General features: G+C 49.2%; 16 protein-coding genes and 6 pseudogenes. 11 read left to right on the top strand and 11 right to left on the bottom strand.

All coding sequences use genetic code 11. From position 1 onward, the window contains the following. The first annotated feature begins 40 nt into the window (after positions 1-40). The gene (locus JCM11217_RS10950; protein ID WP_243679283.1) at positions 41-841 is read left to right on the top strand and encodes an ATP-grasp domain-containing protein; all 801 of its coding nucleotides are present in this window, start codon (positions 41-43) and stop codon (positions 839-841) included. Positions 842-1,050: 209 nt separating this feature from the next. Here the strand turns inward: JCM11217_RS10950 and JCM11217_RS16690 are convergent, their stop codons facing one another. The 5 genes from JCM11217_RS16690 to JCM11217_RS10935 all read right to left on the bottom strand — a co-directional run bounded on the left by JCM11217_RS16690 (position 1,051) and on the right by JCM11217_RS10935 (position 3,823). Further along, positions 1,051-1,425, bottom strand: a complete 375-nt coding sequence (locus JCM11217_RS16690) for a hypothetical protein (protein WP_243679282.1) — start codon at positions 1,423-1,425, stop codon at positions 1,051-1,053. Next, positions 1,400-1,540: a hypothetical protein gene (locus JCM11217_RS16685; protein WP_243679281.1), complete on the bottom strand. Its 141-nt coding sequence runs from the start codon at positions 1,538-1,540 to the stop codon at positions 1,400-1,402. Before JCM11217_RS16685 ends, JCM11217_RS16690 begins: the two co-directional genes overlap by 26 nt. A gap of 103 nt (positions 1,541-1,643) precedes the next feature. Next, positions 1,644-2,999: a 7-cyano-7-deazaguanine synthase QueC gene (gene queC / locus JCM11217_RS10940; RefSeq protein ID WP_243679280.1), complete on the bottom strand. Its 1,356-nt coding sequence runs from the start codon at positions 2,997-2,999 to the stop codon at positions 1,644-1,646. Beyond that, positions 2,944-3,087 (bottom strand): hypothetical protein, encoded by a 144-nt coding sequence (locus JCM11217_RS16680; protein ID WP_243679279.1) that lies wholly within the window; start codon positions 3,085-3,087, stop codon positions 2,944-2,946. Before JCM11217_RS16680 ends, queC begins: the two co-directional genes overlap by 56 nt. A gap of 79 nt (positions 3,088-3,166) precedes the next feature. Continuing rightward, positions 3,167-3,823: a 7-carboxy-7-deazaguanine synthase QueE gene (locus JCM11217_RS10935; RefSeq protein ID WP_054842928.1), complete on the bottom strand. Its 657-nt coding sequence runs from the start codon at positions 3,821-3,823 to the stop codon at positions 3,167-3,169. Between the two features lie 51 nt (positions 3,824-3,874). On the opposite strand from JCM11217_RS10935, the pseudogene JCM11217_RS10930 reads away from it, so the two are divergent. From JCM11217_RS10930 to JCM11217_RS10925, 3 genes and pseudogenes are all read left to right on the top strand, one after another. Further along, a pseudogene (locus tag JCM11217_RS10930) lies at positions 3,875-4,718 on the top strand (ketopantoate reductase family protein). A 20-nt stretch (positions 4,719-4,738) separates the two neighbouring features. Further along, a complete protein-coding gene (locus JCM11217_RS16675) occupies positions 4,739-4,990 on the top strand; it encodes a hypothetical protein (RefSeq protein ID WP_243679278.1) in 252 nt (83 codons plus the stop codon). Continuing rightward, positions 4,930-5,835 (top strand): TIGR00303 family protein, encoded by a 906-nt coding sequence (locus JCM11217_RS10925; protein ID WP_243679277.1) that lies wholly within the window; start codon positions 4,930-4,932, stop codon positions 5,833-5,835. The genes JCM11217_RS16675 and JCM11217_RS10925 overlap by 61 nt, the downstream gene beginning before the upstream one ends. Positions 5,836-5,895: 60 nt before the next feature. On the opposite strand, the pseudogene panB reads toward JCM11217_RS10925, so the two are convergent. Further along, positions 5,896-6,642: pseudogene (gene panB, locus JCM11217_RS10920) on the bottom strand (3-methyl-2-oxobutanoate hydroxymethyltransferase). Between the two features lie 130 nt (positions 6,643-6,772). On the opposite strand from panB, the gene JCM11217_RS10915 reads away from it, so the two are divergent. The 5 genes from JCM11217_RS10915 (at position 6,773) to JCM11217_RS10895 (ending at position 10,371) form a co-directional block, all read left to right on the top strand. After that, entirely contained in the window at positions 6,773-7,582 is an 810-nt protein-coding gene (locus JCM11217_RS10915) for a 4-phosphopantoate--beta-alanine ligase (protein ID WP_054842927.1), read from the top strand. A 113-nt stretch (positions 7,583-7,695) separates the two neighbouring features. Then, a complete protein-coding gene (locus JCM11217_RS10910; protein ID WP_054842926.1) occupies positions 7,696-8,022 on the top strand; it encodes an aminotransferase class V-fold PLP-dependent enzyme in 327 nt (108 codons plus the stop codon). An 89-nt stretch (positions 8,023-8,111) separates the two neighbouring features. Next, complete coding sequence (locus JCM11217_RS10905; RefSeq protein WP_054842925.1) at positions 8,112-8,774, top strand: aminotransferase class V-fold PLP-dependent enzyme; 663 nt, start codon at positions 8,112-8,114, stop codon at positions 8,772-8,774. Between the two features lie 81 nt (positions 8,775-8,855). Next, positions 8,856-9,098: a hypothetical protein gene (locus tag JCM11217_RS10900; protein ID WP_243679276.1), complete on the top strand. Its 243-nt coding sequence runs from the start codon at positions 8,856-8,858 to the stop codon at positions 9,096-9,098. Then, complete coding sequence (locus JCM11217_RS10895; RefSeq protein WP_243679275.1) at positions 9,034-10,371, top strand: hypothetical protein; 1,338 nt, start codon at positions 9,034-9,036, stop codon at positions 10,369-10,371. The genes JCM11217_RS10900 and JCM11217_RS10895 overlap by 65 nt, the downstream gene beginning before the upstream one ends. A gap of 62 nt (positions 10,372-10,433) precedes the next feature. Here JCM11217_RS10895 and JCM11217_RS10890 read toward each other — a convergent pair whose 3' ends face one another. From JCM11217_RS10890 to JCM11217_RS16665, 3 genes are all read right to left on the bottom strand, one after another. Beyond that, the gene (locus JCM11217_RS10890; RefSeq protein ID WP_054842922.1) at positions 10,434-10,679 is read right to left on the bottom strand and encodes a hypothetical protein; all 246 of its coding nucleotides are present in this window, start codon (positions 10,677-10,679) and stop codon (positions 10,434-10,436) included. A 312-nt stretch (positions 10,680-10,991) separates the two neighbouring features. Beyond that, positions 10,992-11,327 carry a hypothetical protein gene (locus tag JCM11217_RS16670; protein WP_243679274.1) on the bottom strand — a complete coding sequence of 112 codons (336 nt, stop codon included), beginning with the start codon at positions 11,325-11,327 and terminating at the stop codon, positions 10,992-10,994. Between the two features lie 103 nt (positions 11,328-11,430). Continuing rightward, positions 11,431-11,856 (bottom strand): hypothetical protein, encoded by a 426-nt coding sequence (locus JCM11217_RS16665; RefSeq protein ID WP_243679273.1) that lies wholly within the window; start codon positions 11,854-11,856, stop codon positions 11,431-11,433. A gap of 85 nt (positions 11,857-11,941) precedes the next feature. On the opposite strand from JCM11217_RS16665, the pseudogene hisD reads away from it, so the two are divergent. Further along, positions 11,942-13,111, top strand: a pseudogene (gene hisD, locus JCM11217_RS10880) (histidinol dehydrogenase). Here hisD and hisH read toward each other — a convergent pair. Both hisH and hisE read right to left on the bottom strand, forming a co-directional pair. Beyond that, positions 13,079-13,683: pseudogene (gene hisH, locus JCM11217_RS10875) on the bottom strand (imidazole glycerol phosphate synthase subunit HisH). The pseudogenes hisD and hisH sit on opposite strands and share 33 nt — an antisense overlap. After that, positions 13,676-13,983, bottom strand: a pseudogene (gene hisE / locus JCM11217_RS10870) (phosphoribosyl-ATP diphosphatase). The pseudogenes hisH and hisE overlap by 8 nt, the downstream one beginning before the upstream one ends. An 83-nt stretch (positions 13,984-14,066) precedes the next feature. Between hisE and hisI the strand changes: the two are divergent. After that, a pseudogene (hisI, locus tag JCM11217_RS10865) lies at positions 14,067-14,503 on the top strand (phosphoribosyl-AMP cyclohydrolase). The last annotated feature ends 4 nt before the right edge of the window (positions 14,504-14,507 follow it).

Raw genomic sequence — 14,507 nt, 5'->3', positions numbered from 1 at the left:
ATTCCTTAGGGATCACGGATTCCCAGTGCCCCCCCATTTCATGATAATTAATAGCCCTGAGGACGTGGATAGGGCCTTTGAGCAGTTTGGGAGGGTGGTTTTCAAGGAGCCCCAGGGCGCCTATGATGGTAAGGGTCAGTATTACGTGATGGGTAGGGGGGGTGACTTAAGTAAAGTGCCCAGGAAGTTCCCATTATTGGCCGAGGAGTTTGTGGATATTCATAAGGAGGTTTCGATAGTGCTTGTTAGATCTAGCGGCGGTGAGGTCCTCACATACCCCGTAACCGAGAATTACCACTATAATGGAATCCTCCTATATAGCATAGCCCCCCCTGCGGAGATAAATGAGGAGGTTGCAAGTAGGATTAGGGAAATAGCCGTAAAGCTTGCTGAAGCCTTAAATTACGTTGGGGGGGTCCTCACGGTTGAGTTCTTCATAACGAGGGGGGGTGGGGAGGTGTTGATTAATGAATTCGCACCCCGTGTCCATAACTCAGGGCATTGGACATTAATGGGCGCGGCTGTGAGTCAATTCGAGAATCACGTGAGGGCAGTCCTGGACATGCCGCTGGGGGGGCCCACTACGTTGCTAAAGCCGTCAGGCATAGTAAACATGCTAGGCGTGCCTTACAGTGAGGAGATGATTAAGAGGGTACTGGCGGTGCCAGGAACCAGCGTCTGGTGGTATGGTAAAGCCGGGGTTAGGCCGAGGCGTAAGATGGGCCACGTAAACATAGTGGCTGACAGCATCACTGATTTGAGGAGAAGAATTAATGAGGTGTTGGGTATTGTGTATGGTAATGAAATAGATAAGTACGTGCCGCCGTGGGACTCCATATAAAATACAATAGATATCGTCAATACAATTAACATAATATTATAATGATTAAAAGTATTCCATCAATTCACCAGCGCAACTATGCCTAGGAATATGGAGTCTACCGCCACGCCGTGCCTAGTCAATTTCCATTATTTAGGGCAGGGATGGTGAGCCGCGTAGTCAATGATGTGGTTGGCTACAGCCATGACTATAAAAAGGCGCCAGCGAAATTACCGCCTTATTTCCGAGGGCCTTAATTTACCCGGCGGATCGCCTCTGAACCTCCACAATCCCTTACCGAAGGATTCAACGACTATCTCTAACTCATCAGCAAGTAAGTCGCTTATTAATGGCTCATCAGCTAATGGTGAAACTAAGACGTCGACTAATACCTCCCTGGACTCGGCATCGCCTGCAATTATCTTAACGGTTGCTATTCTCGGGTAAAACCACACGTTTAATGGCCCGCCAGCCGTGTCAACCCTAACCTCCCTGGCATCCTCAGTGGGTGGCCAGAGGCCAAGGGTCCTCGCAGTACTTAATGGAATTAATAATTGTGGCGTAGGTGCCTCAAAACCGCTATTGAGTAGCGCCACCTCCTCCACCGCCTTGTTCCTTACCCTTATCCTTATCCTCAGCCTCACGGCCATCCAGCCTCACCCTTATCCTACCAACATAGGCGAAACTCCCATACTTAATCCTACCAACCTTAACACTCATTAACTTAATTTTCCAGCATTGGGTTTAAAACCAGACGCCGCATTAATCACTTGGCCTTTTAGGGATTTCGTACGGCTTCGTGCCCCCCCTCCAAAACTCCTCCTCAACCTCGTTTGGTAGGTCGTACTCCACGGGGGTCTCTAACACCATTTATCCTGAACGCCCACCTCCTCATGTAACACGGCCCACACCTGCCGCAGTGCCTTTCTCCATTGTCATAGCAACTCCAGGTCAGGTGAAGTGGTGCGCCGACCTCGAGGCCTAGCTTAACGATTTCATGCTTAACCAAGTGCCCCCCCACGGGCATTAATAATTCCACGTGCTTATTGGGGGGGCCAACGGCGTAGGGCATCACCTTATTGAGAAGCCTTATGAACTCCATCTCATTGTCAGGATAGGCGCCGGCCTCCTCTAGGTTAATGCCCGTGGCTATGTAGTCATAACCGTAGGCCTCCGCAATGGCTGTTGCTAGGGCTATAAACACGAAGTTCCTGGCGGGAACCCACTCATGCGCGAATTCCGCGCCCTCCCTGCCCTCATCAACCCTATTGATCTCACCATCACCAAGGAGTGGCGAGTGCCTAACCACCTTGAAGAAGTCCATGTTCACCTCGAGCAGCGGAACACCGAGGAACTCAGCAATCCTCTTAATGGCTCTGTCCTCCTGGGTCTCAGCCCTATGCCCATAGTTAAAGTGCAGTAATGTCACATCGTAGCCCTGCTTAAGCAGATGAGTCGCCGCCGTGGTCGAGTCAAGGCCTCCGCTGGCTATCACAAGAACCCTCCTTCTCCTACCCTGCTCCTCCCTCCTCAGCGATACCGTGGACCAGGTACCGTCAACCCCCCCAATCTCCATGGCCGTGTATGGCTCAACACGCCTTATGACCGGCATGTCCCAAATGGGCCTGCTTTGGCTATCAATTAAGTAGTCATCTAGGCTCGCGAAGAATAGAGCCTTCAGGTCACTGTACCAGGCCATGTAAAGCGGCTTGAAGTTTGTGGCGAGCCAAATCCTGCCAGGTCTGCGGGCATCCATTATCGCCAGTGCGTAACTACCAATGACGTAGTTAATCAACACATCCCTAAGTCCATTCAGTGATCCATCCCAAAACCTCTCAAGTAATGGCGGTAGTATTGCCGTATCGATCCTGGACCTACGGGTTAGGTTGAACCTTGTCTCCAGGTCCTTGTCGTTGGCTATCGTACCGTTATGAGCCACTACCACGTGCTCACTAATCATTGGCTGTATGTCATCCTCCGTCTTAGCCTTTACATACTCTGTCGTTGGCTCGGCCCTGTTGTTGAATATTGCGGCTACGGTATTCTCATTAATGATGCTGGGCATCTTATTCACGGCAATGCTCGGTCTATCCCTGCTCTTGAACACGCTTAATTCACCGTTTTTATCCAGGGCAACAATGCCGAAGCTGTCGCGACCCCCTCTCCTCGCCCTTAACAATGATCATCCTTAAGACCTCCTCAATCCTATTAGCCCTATCCCTATCCAACTTATCGCCAAAGATTAGCACTCCACCGATGGTGCACATCCTGACCTGGGCTATGCATGTGTATTTAAGCCTTAGTTTGTCTTTGACGGTTTTGATTGCGTTTGTAGACCAGAGCCCTTCACCTAAACCCCCCCGCTAAAATATGGAGCCTCGGTGTGTAATTAACGCCGAGCTTCATTGCCATGGGCTTGGTAATGCCCTCATCCTTGGCAATGCACTCCTCACGGGTCGTGCACTGGCTCATTAAGTAAACCTTATCACGTGGTATACTGAATTTATTAATAAACCAAAGGACCTCATCGATATCCCCAGGCTTATCAACAACGAACTTAAAGATGGCCTTGCCGCTGGTCACGAAATCCCTAATGGCCAACTCATTAACCCTAAGCCTTACTGAAATGCCCGAGTTAGATAGCTTGGGCGATACGTTGAATTCATCTACGTATTTAACGAGTTCACCAGGCTTAAGCGTGCTATTCGTCTCAACCTCCACGAAGAAGTCTTGGGCCTTAACAAGGCTTAACAGTGGGAGTAGTTCTCGACGCCATAAAAGTGGTTCACCACCTGTCACCACCAGGTGCCTCACGTTACCGGCTATCTTCATTATTGCATCATAAACATCGTTAACACTCATTTCAGTCCCGCCAAACCACGAATATTTAGTGTCACACCACGAACACCTTAAGTTGCAAAAGGCCAACCTTAGAAAGACGGCCTCCTTACCCGCGTTGGGGCCCTCGCCCTGCCATGACCTAAATATCTCGATAACCCTCACGGACTATCGCGTGTATAACGCTTATTTTTAAGGGTTAACCACGAATCACTGATGTTTGGAATAATTGGACTTGGCGGTGTGGGGATGCTCCTCGCCTACTTCCTCAACAATGCCGGTTACGTGCCGTATGTCGTGACGAGGACCCGCTATGGTCGTTACCTTATTAAATTCGGTGGGGGGGAGTATGAGGTCAGGGTGAGGCTTGTCGATAAATTACCCAGTGATGTTAAGTATACCCTAATTGCCGTTAAGGCTTACGATACGGAGTCCATAATCGATAAGGTGGTTAACATCCCCGTGGTATTTCAAAACGGAATTGGTGGCGTTGAATTGATCAGGGAGAGGCTTGGCGTTGGTTATGGTGCTGTCATTACGTATGGCGTTACGAGGAGTGGTGGTGTGGCTGAGGTCAGGGGGGGCGTTGGTGAGGTAATACTGCCGAGTTCAGTGGGTGAGGTTGCCGATGCCCTAAAGGCCGGAGGTGCTAATGTCAGGGTGGTTAATGACATTGAGCCTTACAGGTGGTTGAAGGTGATCGTTAACGCAGCCATTAACCCAGTAACGGCCATTCTGAGGGCTAGGAATGGCGTAATTCTCGAGGATTCCAATGCCAAGGCATTGGCGGTGGCCGTGGTTAAGGAGGGTGTTGAAGTCGTTAGTAGGCTAGGCATTAAGCTACCCAGTGATCCGTTGGCCGAGACTTTAAGGATTGCGGAAACTACGAGGAATAATTACTCATCTATGCTGCAGGACGTGCTGAATCGCCGGAGGACTGAGGTTGATTACATAAACGGGGGCCATAGTGATTAAGGGTAGGGAGGTTGGTGTTAATACTCCTGTTAATTACGTGCTTTGGTTGTTGGTTAAGGCGTTGGAGATTAGTTCTTATAAGTAGGATTCCTATCCTAACTCGTTATGGAACCGGTGACGGTTCACTTAGGCGATATTTCACAGCACATGCAGCAATTAAGTAGGGGCTTCCTCTTCACCCTAGTCATAGGCACCACGGATACGAGCCTAATACCGGGAATAACCATCGCCGGGGCCAAGCCCGAGCTAACACACTACACGCCGGCGGCCGACGCCGAGTACTTGTTGCTTGGTAAATGCCGTGTAATACCCACAGTACCCATGACCCCCCCGATGGCAAGCCAACACCGGCATTGATCACCAGAGCCGCAATCAAACTAACGGGCGCGGGCGTTCTCGTTGTCAATGCTGGGGGGGCTAGGGTTAGGCCGAACATACCCATTATTGACCTGCAGGGTGAGCCTGGTAGGGACATTAGGACTGGGCTGGCCATTAATCATGAGGTTGTCGATAGGGTTTTTGAGAACGGCGTAATCCTTGGGGGGGAGAACCTGGCCAGGATAAGCGAGGCAATTGTTATTGGCGAGTCAATACCCGCAGGGACCACCACAGCCATGGCCTTCTTAGTGGCCATGGGCTACGACGCATGGGATAAGATGTCCAGCGCATCGCCTGTCAACCCAAGGGAATTGAAGATAGCTGTTGTTAGGGAGGCGCTGAGGAACGCGGGTATTAACAAGCCGTTGGAGGACCCGCTTGAGGCCGTGTCGAGGGTTGGTGACCCAGTGATAGTGGCCATGGCTTCGATAACTATCGGCGCTGCTAAGCAGGGCGCCAAGGTCCTCCTAGCCGGCGGTACTCAAATGGCCGCCGTCCTCGCGTTCATAAAGCACGCAGATAAGAACGCACTCAGCAACGTAGCTATCGGGACCACTAGGTGGTTAGTTAATGATAGGACGGCGGACTTGATAGGCCTCGTTAGGGAGATTGCGCATGTGCCCGTGGCCTCCGCGAATCTGGACTTCGGCAACATGCCCTATGAGGGCTTAAAGGCTTATGAGAGTGGCTTTGTGAAGGAGGGTGTCGGCGCTGGTGGTGCGTCCATTGCGGCAATCTCCAGGGGTTACTCAATCAGTCAGTTGCAGGGGGCTATACTTAGTGATTATGAGGAATTGCTAAGGAGTATGGGTAATACTACGTGAGTAGTCATGGCGCGATCAGCTAATTTTAAATGTTGAAGACATTGATGAGTACGCATGGCCTCAGGACTTGATATCTTTATAGTACTCGGTGCTCGGGAATTCACCATTCCTAACCTCACTCACGTACTTAGCCACAGCATCCCTTATAATGGAGGCTAGGTCCACGTACTTCTTGGCGAAGCTCGGCGGCCTCTCCGTGAGACCGAGGACGTCGTGAATGACGAGTATTTGCCCATCACAGTGTGGGCCAGCGCCGATGCATATTGTCGGTATCTTAACGCTCTCCGTCACCGCCTTAGCCACACTAGCTGGGACCATCTCTATGACTATAGCGAAGGCCCCCCCAGCCTCCTGAAGCGCCTTGGCATCCTCGATTAACTTCTTTGCCTGTTCCTCGGTTTTTCCAATCATTTTGAACCCGCCGAGCGAGAGAACCCTCTGTGGGTTGAGTCCGATGTGCCCCCATCACTGGGATCCCGAACTTGACCAGGTTATTCACGATATCAAATATTTCCTGGCCACCCTCGGGCTTTACAGCTCGGCGCCTGCTCTGATGAGTCTCGAGGCATTCCTCATGGCATCCCTGACGCCGGTCTCGTATGTCATGAAGGGCATGTCAGCTATTAATAGGGCCTTGGGCTTTGCCCTGGCCACGGCAGCCACATGTATGAGCATGTCCCTGAGCGTGACTTTTAGGGTGTTCTCGAAGCCCAATACGGTCATTCCCAGAGAATCGCCAACCAATATACCATCAACGCCCGCCTGGTCTACCAATCTTGCCGTTGGGTAGTCATAGGCCGTTATCATGGCGATTCTCTGCTTACCCTTCATCCCCCCCATTATTGTCTGTACCGTGACCTTCCTCCTCTCCATATTAATGGTCCTTATTTATCCCTGAATTAAAGCTTTAAGAAATGCAAATTTATACTGAGCGATAATGGCTAAGGAAAACCATGCATCTTGGATACCGCCTAACCATCCAAGAAGAGAATCATTGCTGATTAGGGAGAGGTTAGTTGATGGGTTTAGGGAGGGTTACGTCGCGCTTCAGGGCTTGATCGCGCATGGTCGTGGTGAGTGCTTTGATTACCTCATTGGCGAGTCCACAATACCTCCCGCATTGACCGCAGAGAGGGCTGCCGTAGCGGCGTTACTTACGGCCAAGCACCCGGTCATTTCGATCAATGGAAACACGGCGGCCCTCGTGCCGAGGCAAATCGTTGAATTGGCTAAACTCGTCAATGCAAAGCTCGAGGTTAACTTATTCTATAGGACCAGGGAGAGAGAGGAGTTGATAGCTAGGGTGCTCAGGGAGAGCGGTGCTGAGGAGGTCCTCGGTGTTGGTGACGACGCATCCTGCGTAATACCTGAGCTATTCAGCGAGAGACGTAGGGTTTCCTGCAGGGGGGGCATATACATTGCCGATGTGGTTTTGGTGCCGCTTGAGGATGGTGATAGGACGGAGGCCCTCAGGAGGATGGGGAAGACTGTGATAGCCATTGATTTGAACCCACTCTCGAGGACCTCCAGGGCTGCGAGCATAACGATTGTTGACAACGTTGTTAGGGCAATACCAAACATGATAAGATTCGCCGAGGAAATGAGGTCTATGTCTAGGGATGAGTTAATCAGCATTGTTAAGGGCTTCAATAACGAGGAAAACCTAAGGGCAGCGTTAATGTTCATTAGGGATAGGCTCACGGAATTAGTCAACAAGGGTATCACGTTCGAGTTCCACAAGGTCTAGGAAACACCTAGTTAGTGAACATGCAAGAGCTTCCTCCTTTCCTAATCTCTCCGAACCAATTAACTATTAAACGTTTAACTAAGTATATAATCTGCCCTAAGCAAGGCTAGATAATGCTCGTAACGGACACATTAATAGTTACGCCAGGACCTACAGAGATACCTCACCGAATACTGCTCGCCATGGCTAGGCGAACCACGAACCCCCCCGACCTAGACCCAGAATTCTTTAGACGTTATGACGAGGCTAGGTCAATGCTTGCGGAAATGCTTGGCACTAAAAGGAACAATATTATTATTTGGGTTGGCGAGGCAATGAGTGGTCTTGAGGCAGCCATAGCAAACCTAGTGAGAAGTGGTGATAAGGTCGCCGTACTGAGTAATGGCATATTCGGCGATGCCTTTGCGGATTTAGTCACAGCATATGGCGGGACCCTATAATACATAGGGTTGAGTATACAAAGGTACTTGATCCAGATAAGGTCATATCATTCCTCAAGGGTGAAGCTAAGGATGCGAGGGTTGTCACGATGGTTCACTGCGAAACGCCGAGCGGAACGTTGAATGGCCTTAAGGAGTTGGCGAGGGCCATTAAATCCGAGGGTAAGCTCCTAATCGTTGATGCGGTTTCATCAATTGGCGGTGTGGAGATTGATGTTAAATGGGGGGGCGTGGATATACTCATTGGCGGTAGCCAGAAGGTGCTTAACCTGCCGTCTGGCCTAACGATTCTGGCCGTTAGTGATGAGGCTTGGGAAGCATGGAGAGAGTCAATTACAGGGGGGTTCTACCTAAACATTAGATTGTGGAGGGATGTGATGGAGAAGATGGAGTTCCCGTATACTCACAGTGAACCGTTGATCAATGGCTTGCTTGAGTCGCTTAAGATAATTCGTGAGGAGGGCTTAAACAACGTCTATATGAGACATAGGGCCGTGGCTCAGGGCGTAGTTAGGGCTGTTGAGGCCATGAATCTCAAGTTGGTCCCTGAGTCGGAGGTTTTCTCGAGTCCAACTGTCACGGCATTCTACGTACCCAACGGCTTAAGTGACATTAAGGTTATAGAAACGGCGAGGAGGTACGGGGTCTTCATAGCCGGCTCATGGGGGGGACCATTGAAGGGCAAGGTGCTTAGGATTGGGCACATGGGGGGGTACACGGCATCCTTAAACATAATGGCGAATGCATCATAGCGCTGGCTAAGGCCTTAAACGAGCTTGGTCACAGAGTTAAGGTGGGTGATGCAGTGGAGGCATTCCTGAGTGGTGTTAAGCATGAGCGTCTTCGTTAGGGAGAGCACAGGCTTGGTTAGGGAGGTCGGTCCATTTAAGCTATTATTAATGAGTATGGGTTATAATGGCTTCCTTACTATACCATTCGTCTACCTTGCTGGGCTTTACTTATATGGTGCAGGGGGCCATAGCTTACATAGCCTTAGTAATTTCATGGCTAATGTTCATACCCGGGGCATTGATATGGTACTACATAACCAGACAGTACCCAAGGACTGCAGGTGACTACGTGTACTTCTCAAGGCTAAACCCACCCATTGGTTTCGCAGCTTGGTTTAACTTCACCGTGGGTGAAATGCTCTATGACGCGGTTCTCGTATATTTCGCCATAGTTCAGTTGGGCACTGTAATGCAAGCGTTGAATAACCCATTGGCAAGTGCTGTACTTAACCCGAGGAATGAGTTCATACTGGCCATAATTTTAATCACCGTATTAATTATGATTAATGTAGTTTCAGCTAGGGCTGGGTTAACCATGTTTGCGGCAATGTCTCTGGCTGCCCTGGCAACATTCGTAGCATCTGCAGTCTATGTGTTATTATTACCGCGAGGTATAATCGAGAGCTCGCTTGGCATTGAATACCTAAAGGCCTTGAATGAGGCTAATAAGGTGTCAGTAACTGGTGGATTATACGGTTTACTCGGTATGGCCGCCTTCACTACGGCCGTCTGGGCCTATGTGAATTACCCAGTGACAATAGGTGGTGAGATTAGGAGGGATAGGTTAACAGCACTTCTTGGTGTTATTGGCATGTTCGCGCTTGGTGGCTTATTCTTCACGTTATTCATTACGGCATTTCTCAAGGGCTTTGGCTTGAGGTTTTATATCGGTGCGAGTTACATGAGTGCTTACGGAGTGGATAACGGCTACGTACTTGTGAATCCCGGCGCTGACTTGGCCCTGATGCATACGCCAATAGCCATTGCTTTGGCGTACTCGTCAGTCCTTTGGTACATAGCCCCAGTGACTGGCGTGATAATCCAGGTATCTAGGTACTTACTGGCATTCTCCATGGATAGGGTTCTCCCAAGGGCGTTTTCCTACGTGAGCCTGAGGACACATTCGCCAGTCATGGCGCACTTAGTCGACTTAGTAATTACCGTAGCCCTAATGTATATACTTATCCTAACACCGTTAAGCACGGCGCTACTATACGCAATAAACCTAGACGCACTGGTACTGTTGGTGTTCACCTTCATGGCATCAATGCTACTGGCATTGGTAATGCACGTGAGAGGTATCACGAAATTGAGCGTGAATAGAAGAGTCTTAATTACTCTAGACGTTGTATACCTAGCCGTCTTATCAATATTTGCTTACTACTGGCTGACACAGCCACAGTACTACCTATTAATCACGGGTAATTCACTTCAGTTGCTTGCCGAGTCATCAGCAATATTCGTAATAGGCCTAGCGATATTCGCGGCAGTCTCATACATTAGGAAGAGGGAGGGAATACCACTAACCCTAACGTATATGGAAATACCACCTGAGTAGTTAAGGGTTTAGGAGCTCTGTTTAGCCTGTGAAATGTCATTTAGGCAATTAGTGCCGACTCATCATCCACCCTTCTTCCCATATAGTTTGAATGCCCTTAACATCCATGTGTAGAGAAATATCTTATAGGCTACCTCTGAGCCGTCTTCCCACCACCAACGCTTCGCAATCTCCGCAACCCTCTCAAGCTCCTCAACACTTATCTTATCAATATCGCCCTTAGAGAAAACAGACCTTATGTACTCAAGCTCCTCCTTAGTAATTGGGTTGAGCCTCATTGACTGGGATAACCTAGCAACCTCGTTCATTAAGAATGACGCCTCACCAGGCTTATCAATCCCTTAACGCCTAGGAACTCGACGACCACGGAGTTCATGGCCACGATGGCCGACCTAACGGAGTCGGCAAAGTTTATAAGTCCCCCCTCTCAATTTCCCCCAAACCTCTTATCAATCTGTTGAAATCTCATGCCAATCTCCCTGAACTTACCACCAAGTCAATACAACGCAGCGCCTAACATACCTATTATAGTAATTATTAATCCAAGTATCGAAATCAGTAATTCATCGATCATTATAGGTTAATCCCAATACTCTTTCACCACACTACTTAATATATCCTTATGACATATTACCCTTATCGATCACCACCCTAACGCCCTCATTCGATGGCTCAAAAATCCTCGGCTCATAACCAACGATCCTTAAGCAATTAATTAAGGCCTCAGTCTCGTCCCTATGCGTTAGGAATACCAAAACCCTCTTCTTAACGTAGTAAGCATCGGCATGGCGCACGCATGGCTTCACCTTATCCTCAAGGTCCCTAGTTAGGAAGCCGACCTCCCTGGAGAACGCCGTGCTTAATCCCACGAACTTTTCATAAGTCGGCTCATTAATTAATTCACTTATGTATTTATCACCCAGTATTGCCAATCTATCCCTCAATTCACGAAGCATCTCACTCGTTGAGTATTTACCCAGGTCGGCAGTGACAATAGTTAAATCCTGTGGGTATGGGATCCTATCAACAACCCCCCCAATACCAGGGGGGGCGCCAGCCTTAGCCTAAGCTCAATGCCCCCCCTCCGTAATACTCAGCGATTACATCACCAAGCCCAGTACTAAGCCTCACCTCAATTACATGAGCAACCTGGGCCGCCTTTATTAATGGCTTACGTGCAATTACGGCAGCACCTAATGCAGTGCCCAGCGCAAGCGCAGCACTCATTCCATAACCAACGCCCAGCTGTACGGGTGATGAGTAATTAATCTCCGCATTAACGCCTAACTCCTTAAGCGCTAGATCCACGTGATCAATGCCATACTTAATAGGGCTAGCCGCTGGCTTAACTGTAAGTCTCAACCCAGGCCTTATGACGACACCGCAACCCAGCGAACCTGTACTCATTGGGTCATCTCCGTACATCGGTAACCAAATACTCGTAATGTGAAGTGGTACGTCGATGATTATCATGACCACTGGCATGTTTAAAAACATGTATTTAAGTGATTGTGGGGGGGTGTCTTCCCTGAGGTTAAGTAGGGAGTTACTCCTTAATGAGTTTAGGAGGATGAAGACTTTAGATAAGTATGTAGATGCCGTCAGGTCTATTGTGGATGACGTTAAGGTTAGGGGTGACGAGGCCGTGATTGCGTATACCGAGAGGTTAGACGGTGTTGCACTTACGAGGATTGAGGTTGACATAAGTGAGTTAAGGGAGTTGGCGTCTAAGGTTGATAAGGACGTTGCGCAGGCAATAGACGCGGCTTACAGGTCAGTGGAGGACTTTAACCGTAGGTTAATGCCCAGTGATTTCGAGGAGGAGTGTTGCGGATTAATTAGGGGGGGGTTAGGTGGGTGCCGATTAGGAGGGTTGGGGATTTACGTGCCTAGAGGTTACTTCTCGACACTCATAATGACAGGCGTTATAGCCAGGGTGGCGGGTGTGGAGGAGTTGGTAGTGACAACACCGCCAAATAAGGACGGTGGCATAAGCCCGGAGATAGCTACGTGGCACTTAAGCTAAATGCCAGGGTGTTCAGGTGGGTGGCCCGCAGGCCATTGCTGCCATGGCCTTTGGGACGAGGTCAATACCCAAGGTCGATAAGATCGTTGGACCAGGCAATGCTTACGTGCAGGCAGCTAAATACCTGGTCTCGCAGTACGTGGGTATTGACGGTATTGAGGGCCCCCCCACCGAGCTCGTGGTCTGTGCTGACCCATCAATTGACCCAGGCATCGTCGCTCTGGATATCATGGCCCAGCTTGAGCATAGCTCAGCGATTGCGTAGTGATTACCTGGGATGAGAAGTACCTAAGCGCTATCGAGTCGAGGCTCAATAACTTAAATTACCTATCAACACTTGTTGATAGACCTGAGGATTGCGCTGACTTAATAAATGAGTTAGCGCCTGAGCATGTTACGTTATGGGGCTTGGAGAACTTAGTTAGTAATATTAAGAATGCCGGTGCCGTGTCGATTTCAATGCCTTCCGCGATGATTGATTACGTTGCTGGTCCAAGCCACGTATTGCCCACGGAATCATCAGCCAGGTGGAGAGGTGCCCTCTCAGTTTATGATTTCCTAAAGCCCGTGGTATACGTTAAAGCCGTTAGTAAGGACTCAGTAAGTAACTTGGCTAAGCATGGCGCCTTGCTGGCAGTGCGGGAGGGCTTTAATAACCATGCTAAGTCGATAATGGAGTGGCTACTTATGGGTAATCTCGATAAATCGTCGTAATACCCTCAGGCCATTCCTGGAGCTCTTTTCCGGGTGGAATTGAACGCCAAACGTCATGGCCCTCTCATCGCATAACACGCTGAGTATGTTATCGTCTCCGTAATGTGTAATCCCCGAGTACGGTATTTCATCGCCTGGGTTAATTACGGCGTAGCTATGCATGAAGTAGAAATACCCATTATCGTTGAGTAATTCGCAGGGTTTCACTGCTTTCACAAGGTCCCAACCAATGTGCGGTACCCTAGGCCCCCCCTAAGTCTACTGACCCGTCCTGGGTACCATGACAGACCACCCAGTGAACCCTCATCACTGCCCTCAAACATTACCTGTAGTCCGAGGCAAATACCGAGTATCGGTGTTGAACCCTTAATCTTAGACAGCGCATCCTTGAATTTATCAAGCCTAGACATGGCGGCGTCAAAGGAACCAACGCCGGGAAGCACTATAGCGTCAACGTTCATGAACTCACTAGGCTCATTAATAATTATAGGCTCAGAACCAACCCTTCTAAATGCATTAACTAGGCTGCCCAGGTTACCTACACCGTAGTTTATAATGCCGACCCTAACCATCGGAACCAACCCTCGCCAGGTGCCTATTGGTTAACTCCTCACACACATCATCGAATTTAATACCCATGAACCTGAGGAGTACGAGCAAGTGATACATCAGATCCGCCGTTTCCCTAACTACCCAGTCCCTGTCACCCCCCTCATGGCGGCCACCACGACCTCCACAGCCTCCTCACCAACCTTCTTACTAATCAAGTCCACACCACCACTGGCAAGCCTATGGGTATAGCTATTGGAGTCTCCATGCTTAATCCTATTATCAATTATACTTTGTAATTCATCCAGGAATTGACACACCATCACTGCTTAAGTCTATATATGTTTTATATTGATTATGCTCTCATACAGAAAAACTAAATAGTTAGGATACCTCGGTAAGTGTGATGATTAGTCCACCAAGCAATATTAAGGTGCTTAGGCTCAGTGAGGATGAGGCTAGGAGAATAGCTGATTCCCTATGGTATAGGCATACTGATAATACCGTGATAGCCGTGGCCCAGGACTATGAGACGAAGGATGTGCTCATGGTCGCGAGCATGAATAGGGATGCCGTAATAAAGACATTAACCACAGGCATGGTCCACTACTGGTCATTGAGCAGGAAAAAGCTTTGGCTTAAGGGTGAGACCAGTGGTCATTACCAATATTTAATAGGCTTCAGGGTTGACTGCGATAGAGACGCTGTACTTCTGCTCGTTTACCAAGTCGGCAATGCATGCACCTAGGTACTCGCTCATGCTTCGACTCAAACAACGTAAGTAACTTACGCATGCAGTTTAATGATATTAGGAGTCCTTCGTCGGAATTCAACGAAATCTAAGCCG

Origin of the sequence: Vulcanisaeta distributa JCM 11217 (genome assembly GCF_001316005.1) — an archaeon.
Lineage (GTDB): Archaea > Thermoproteota > Thermoprotei > Thermoproteales > Thermocladiaceae > Vulcanisaeta > Vulcanisaeta distributa_B.
The sequence above is the reverse complement of the archived record's forward strand: the minus strand, read 5'-3'. Positions and strand labels throughout refer to the sequence as shown.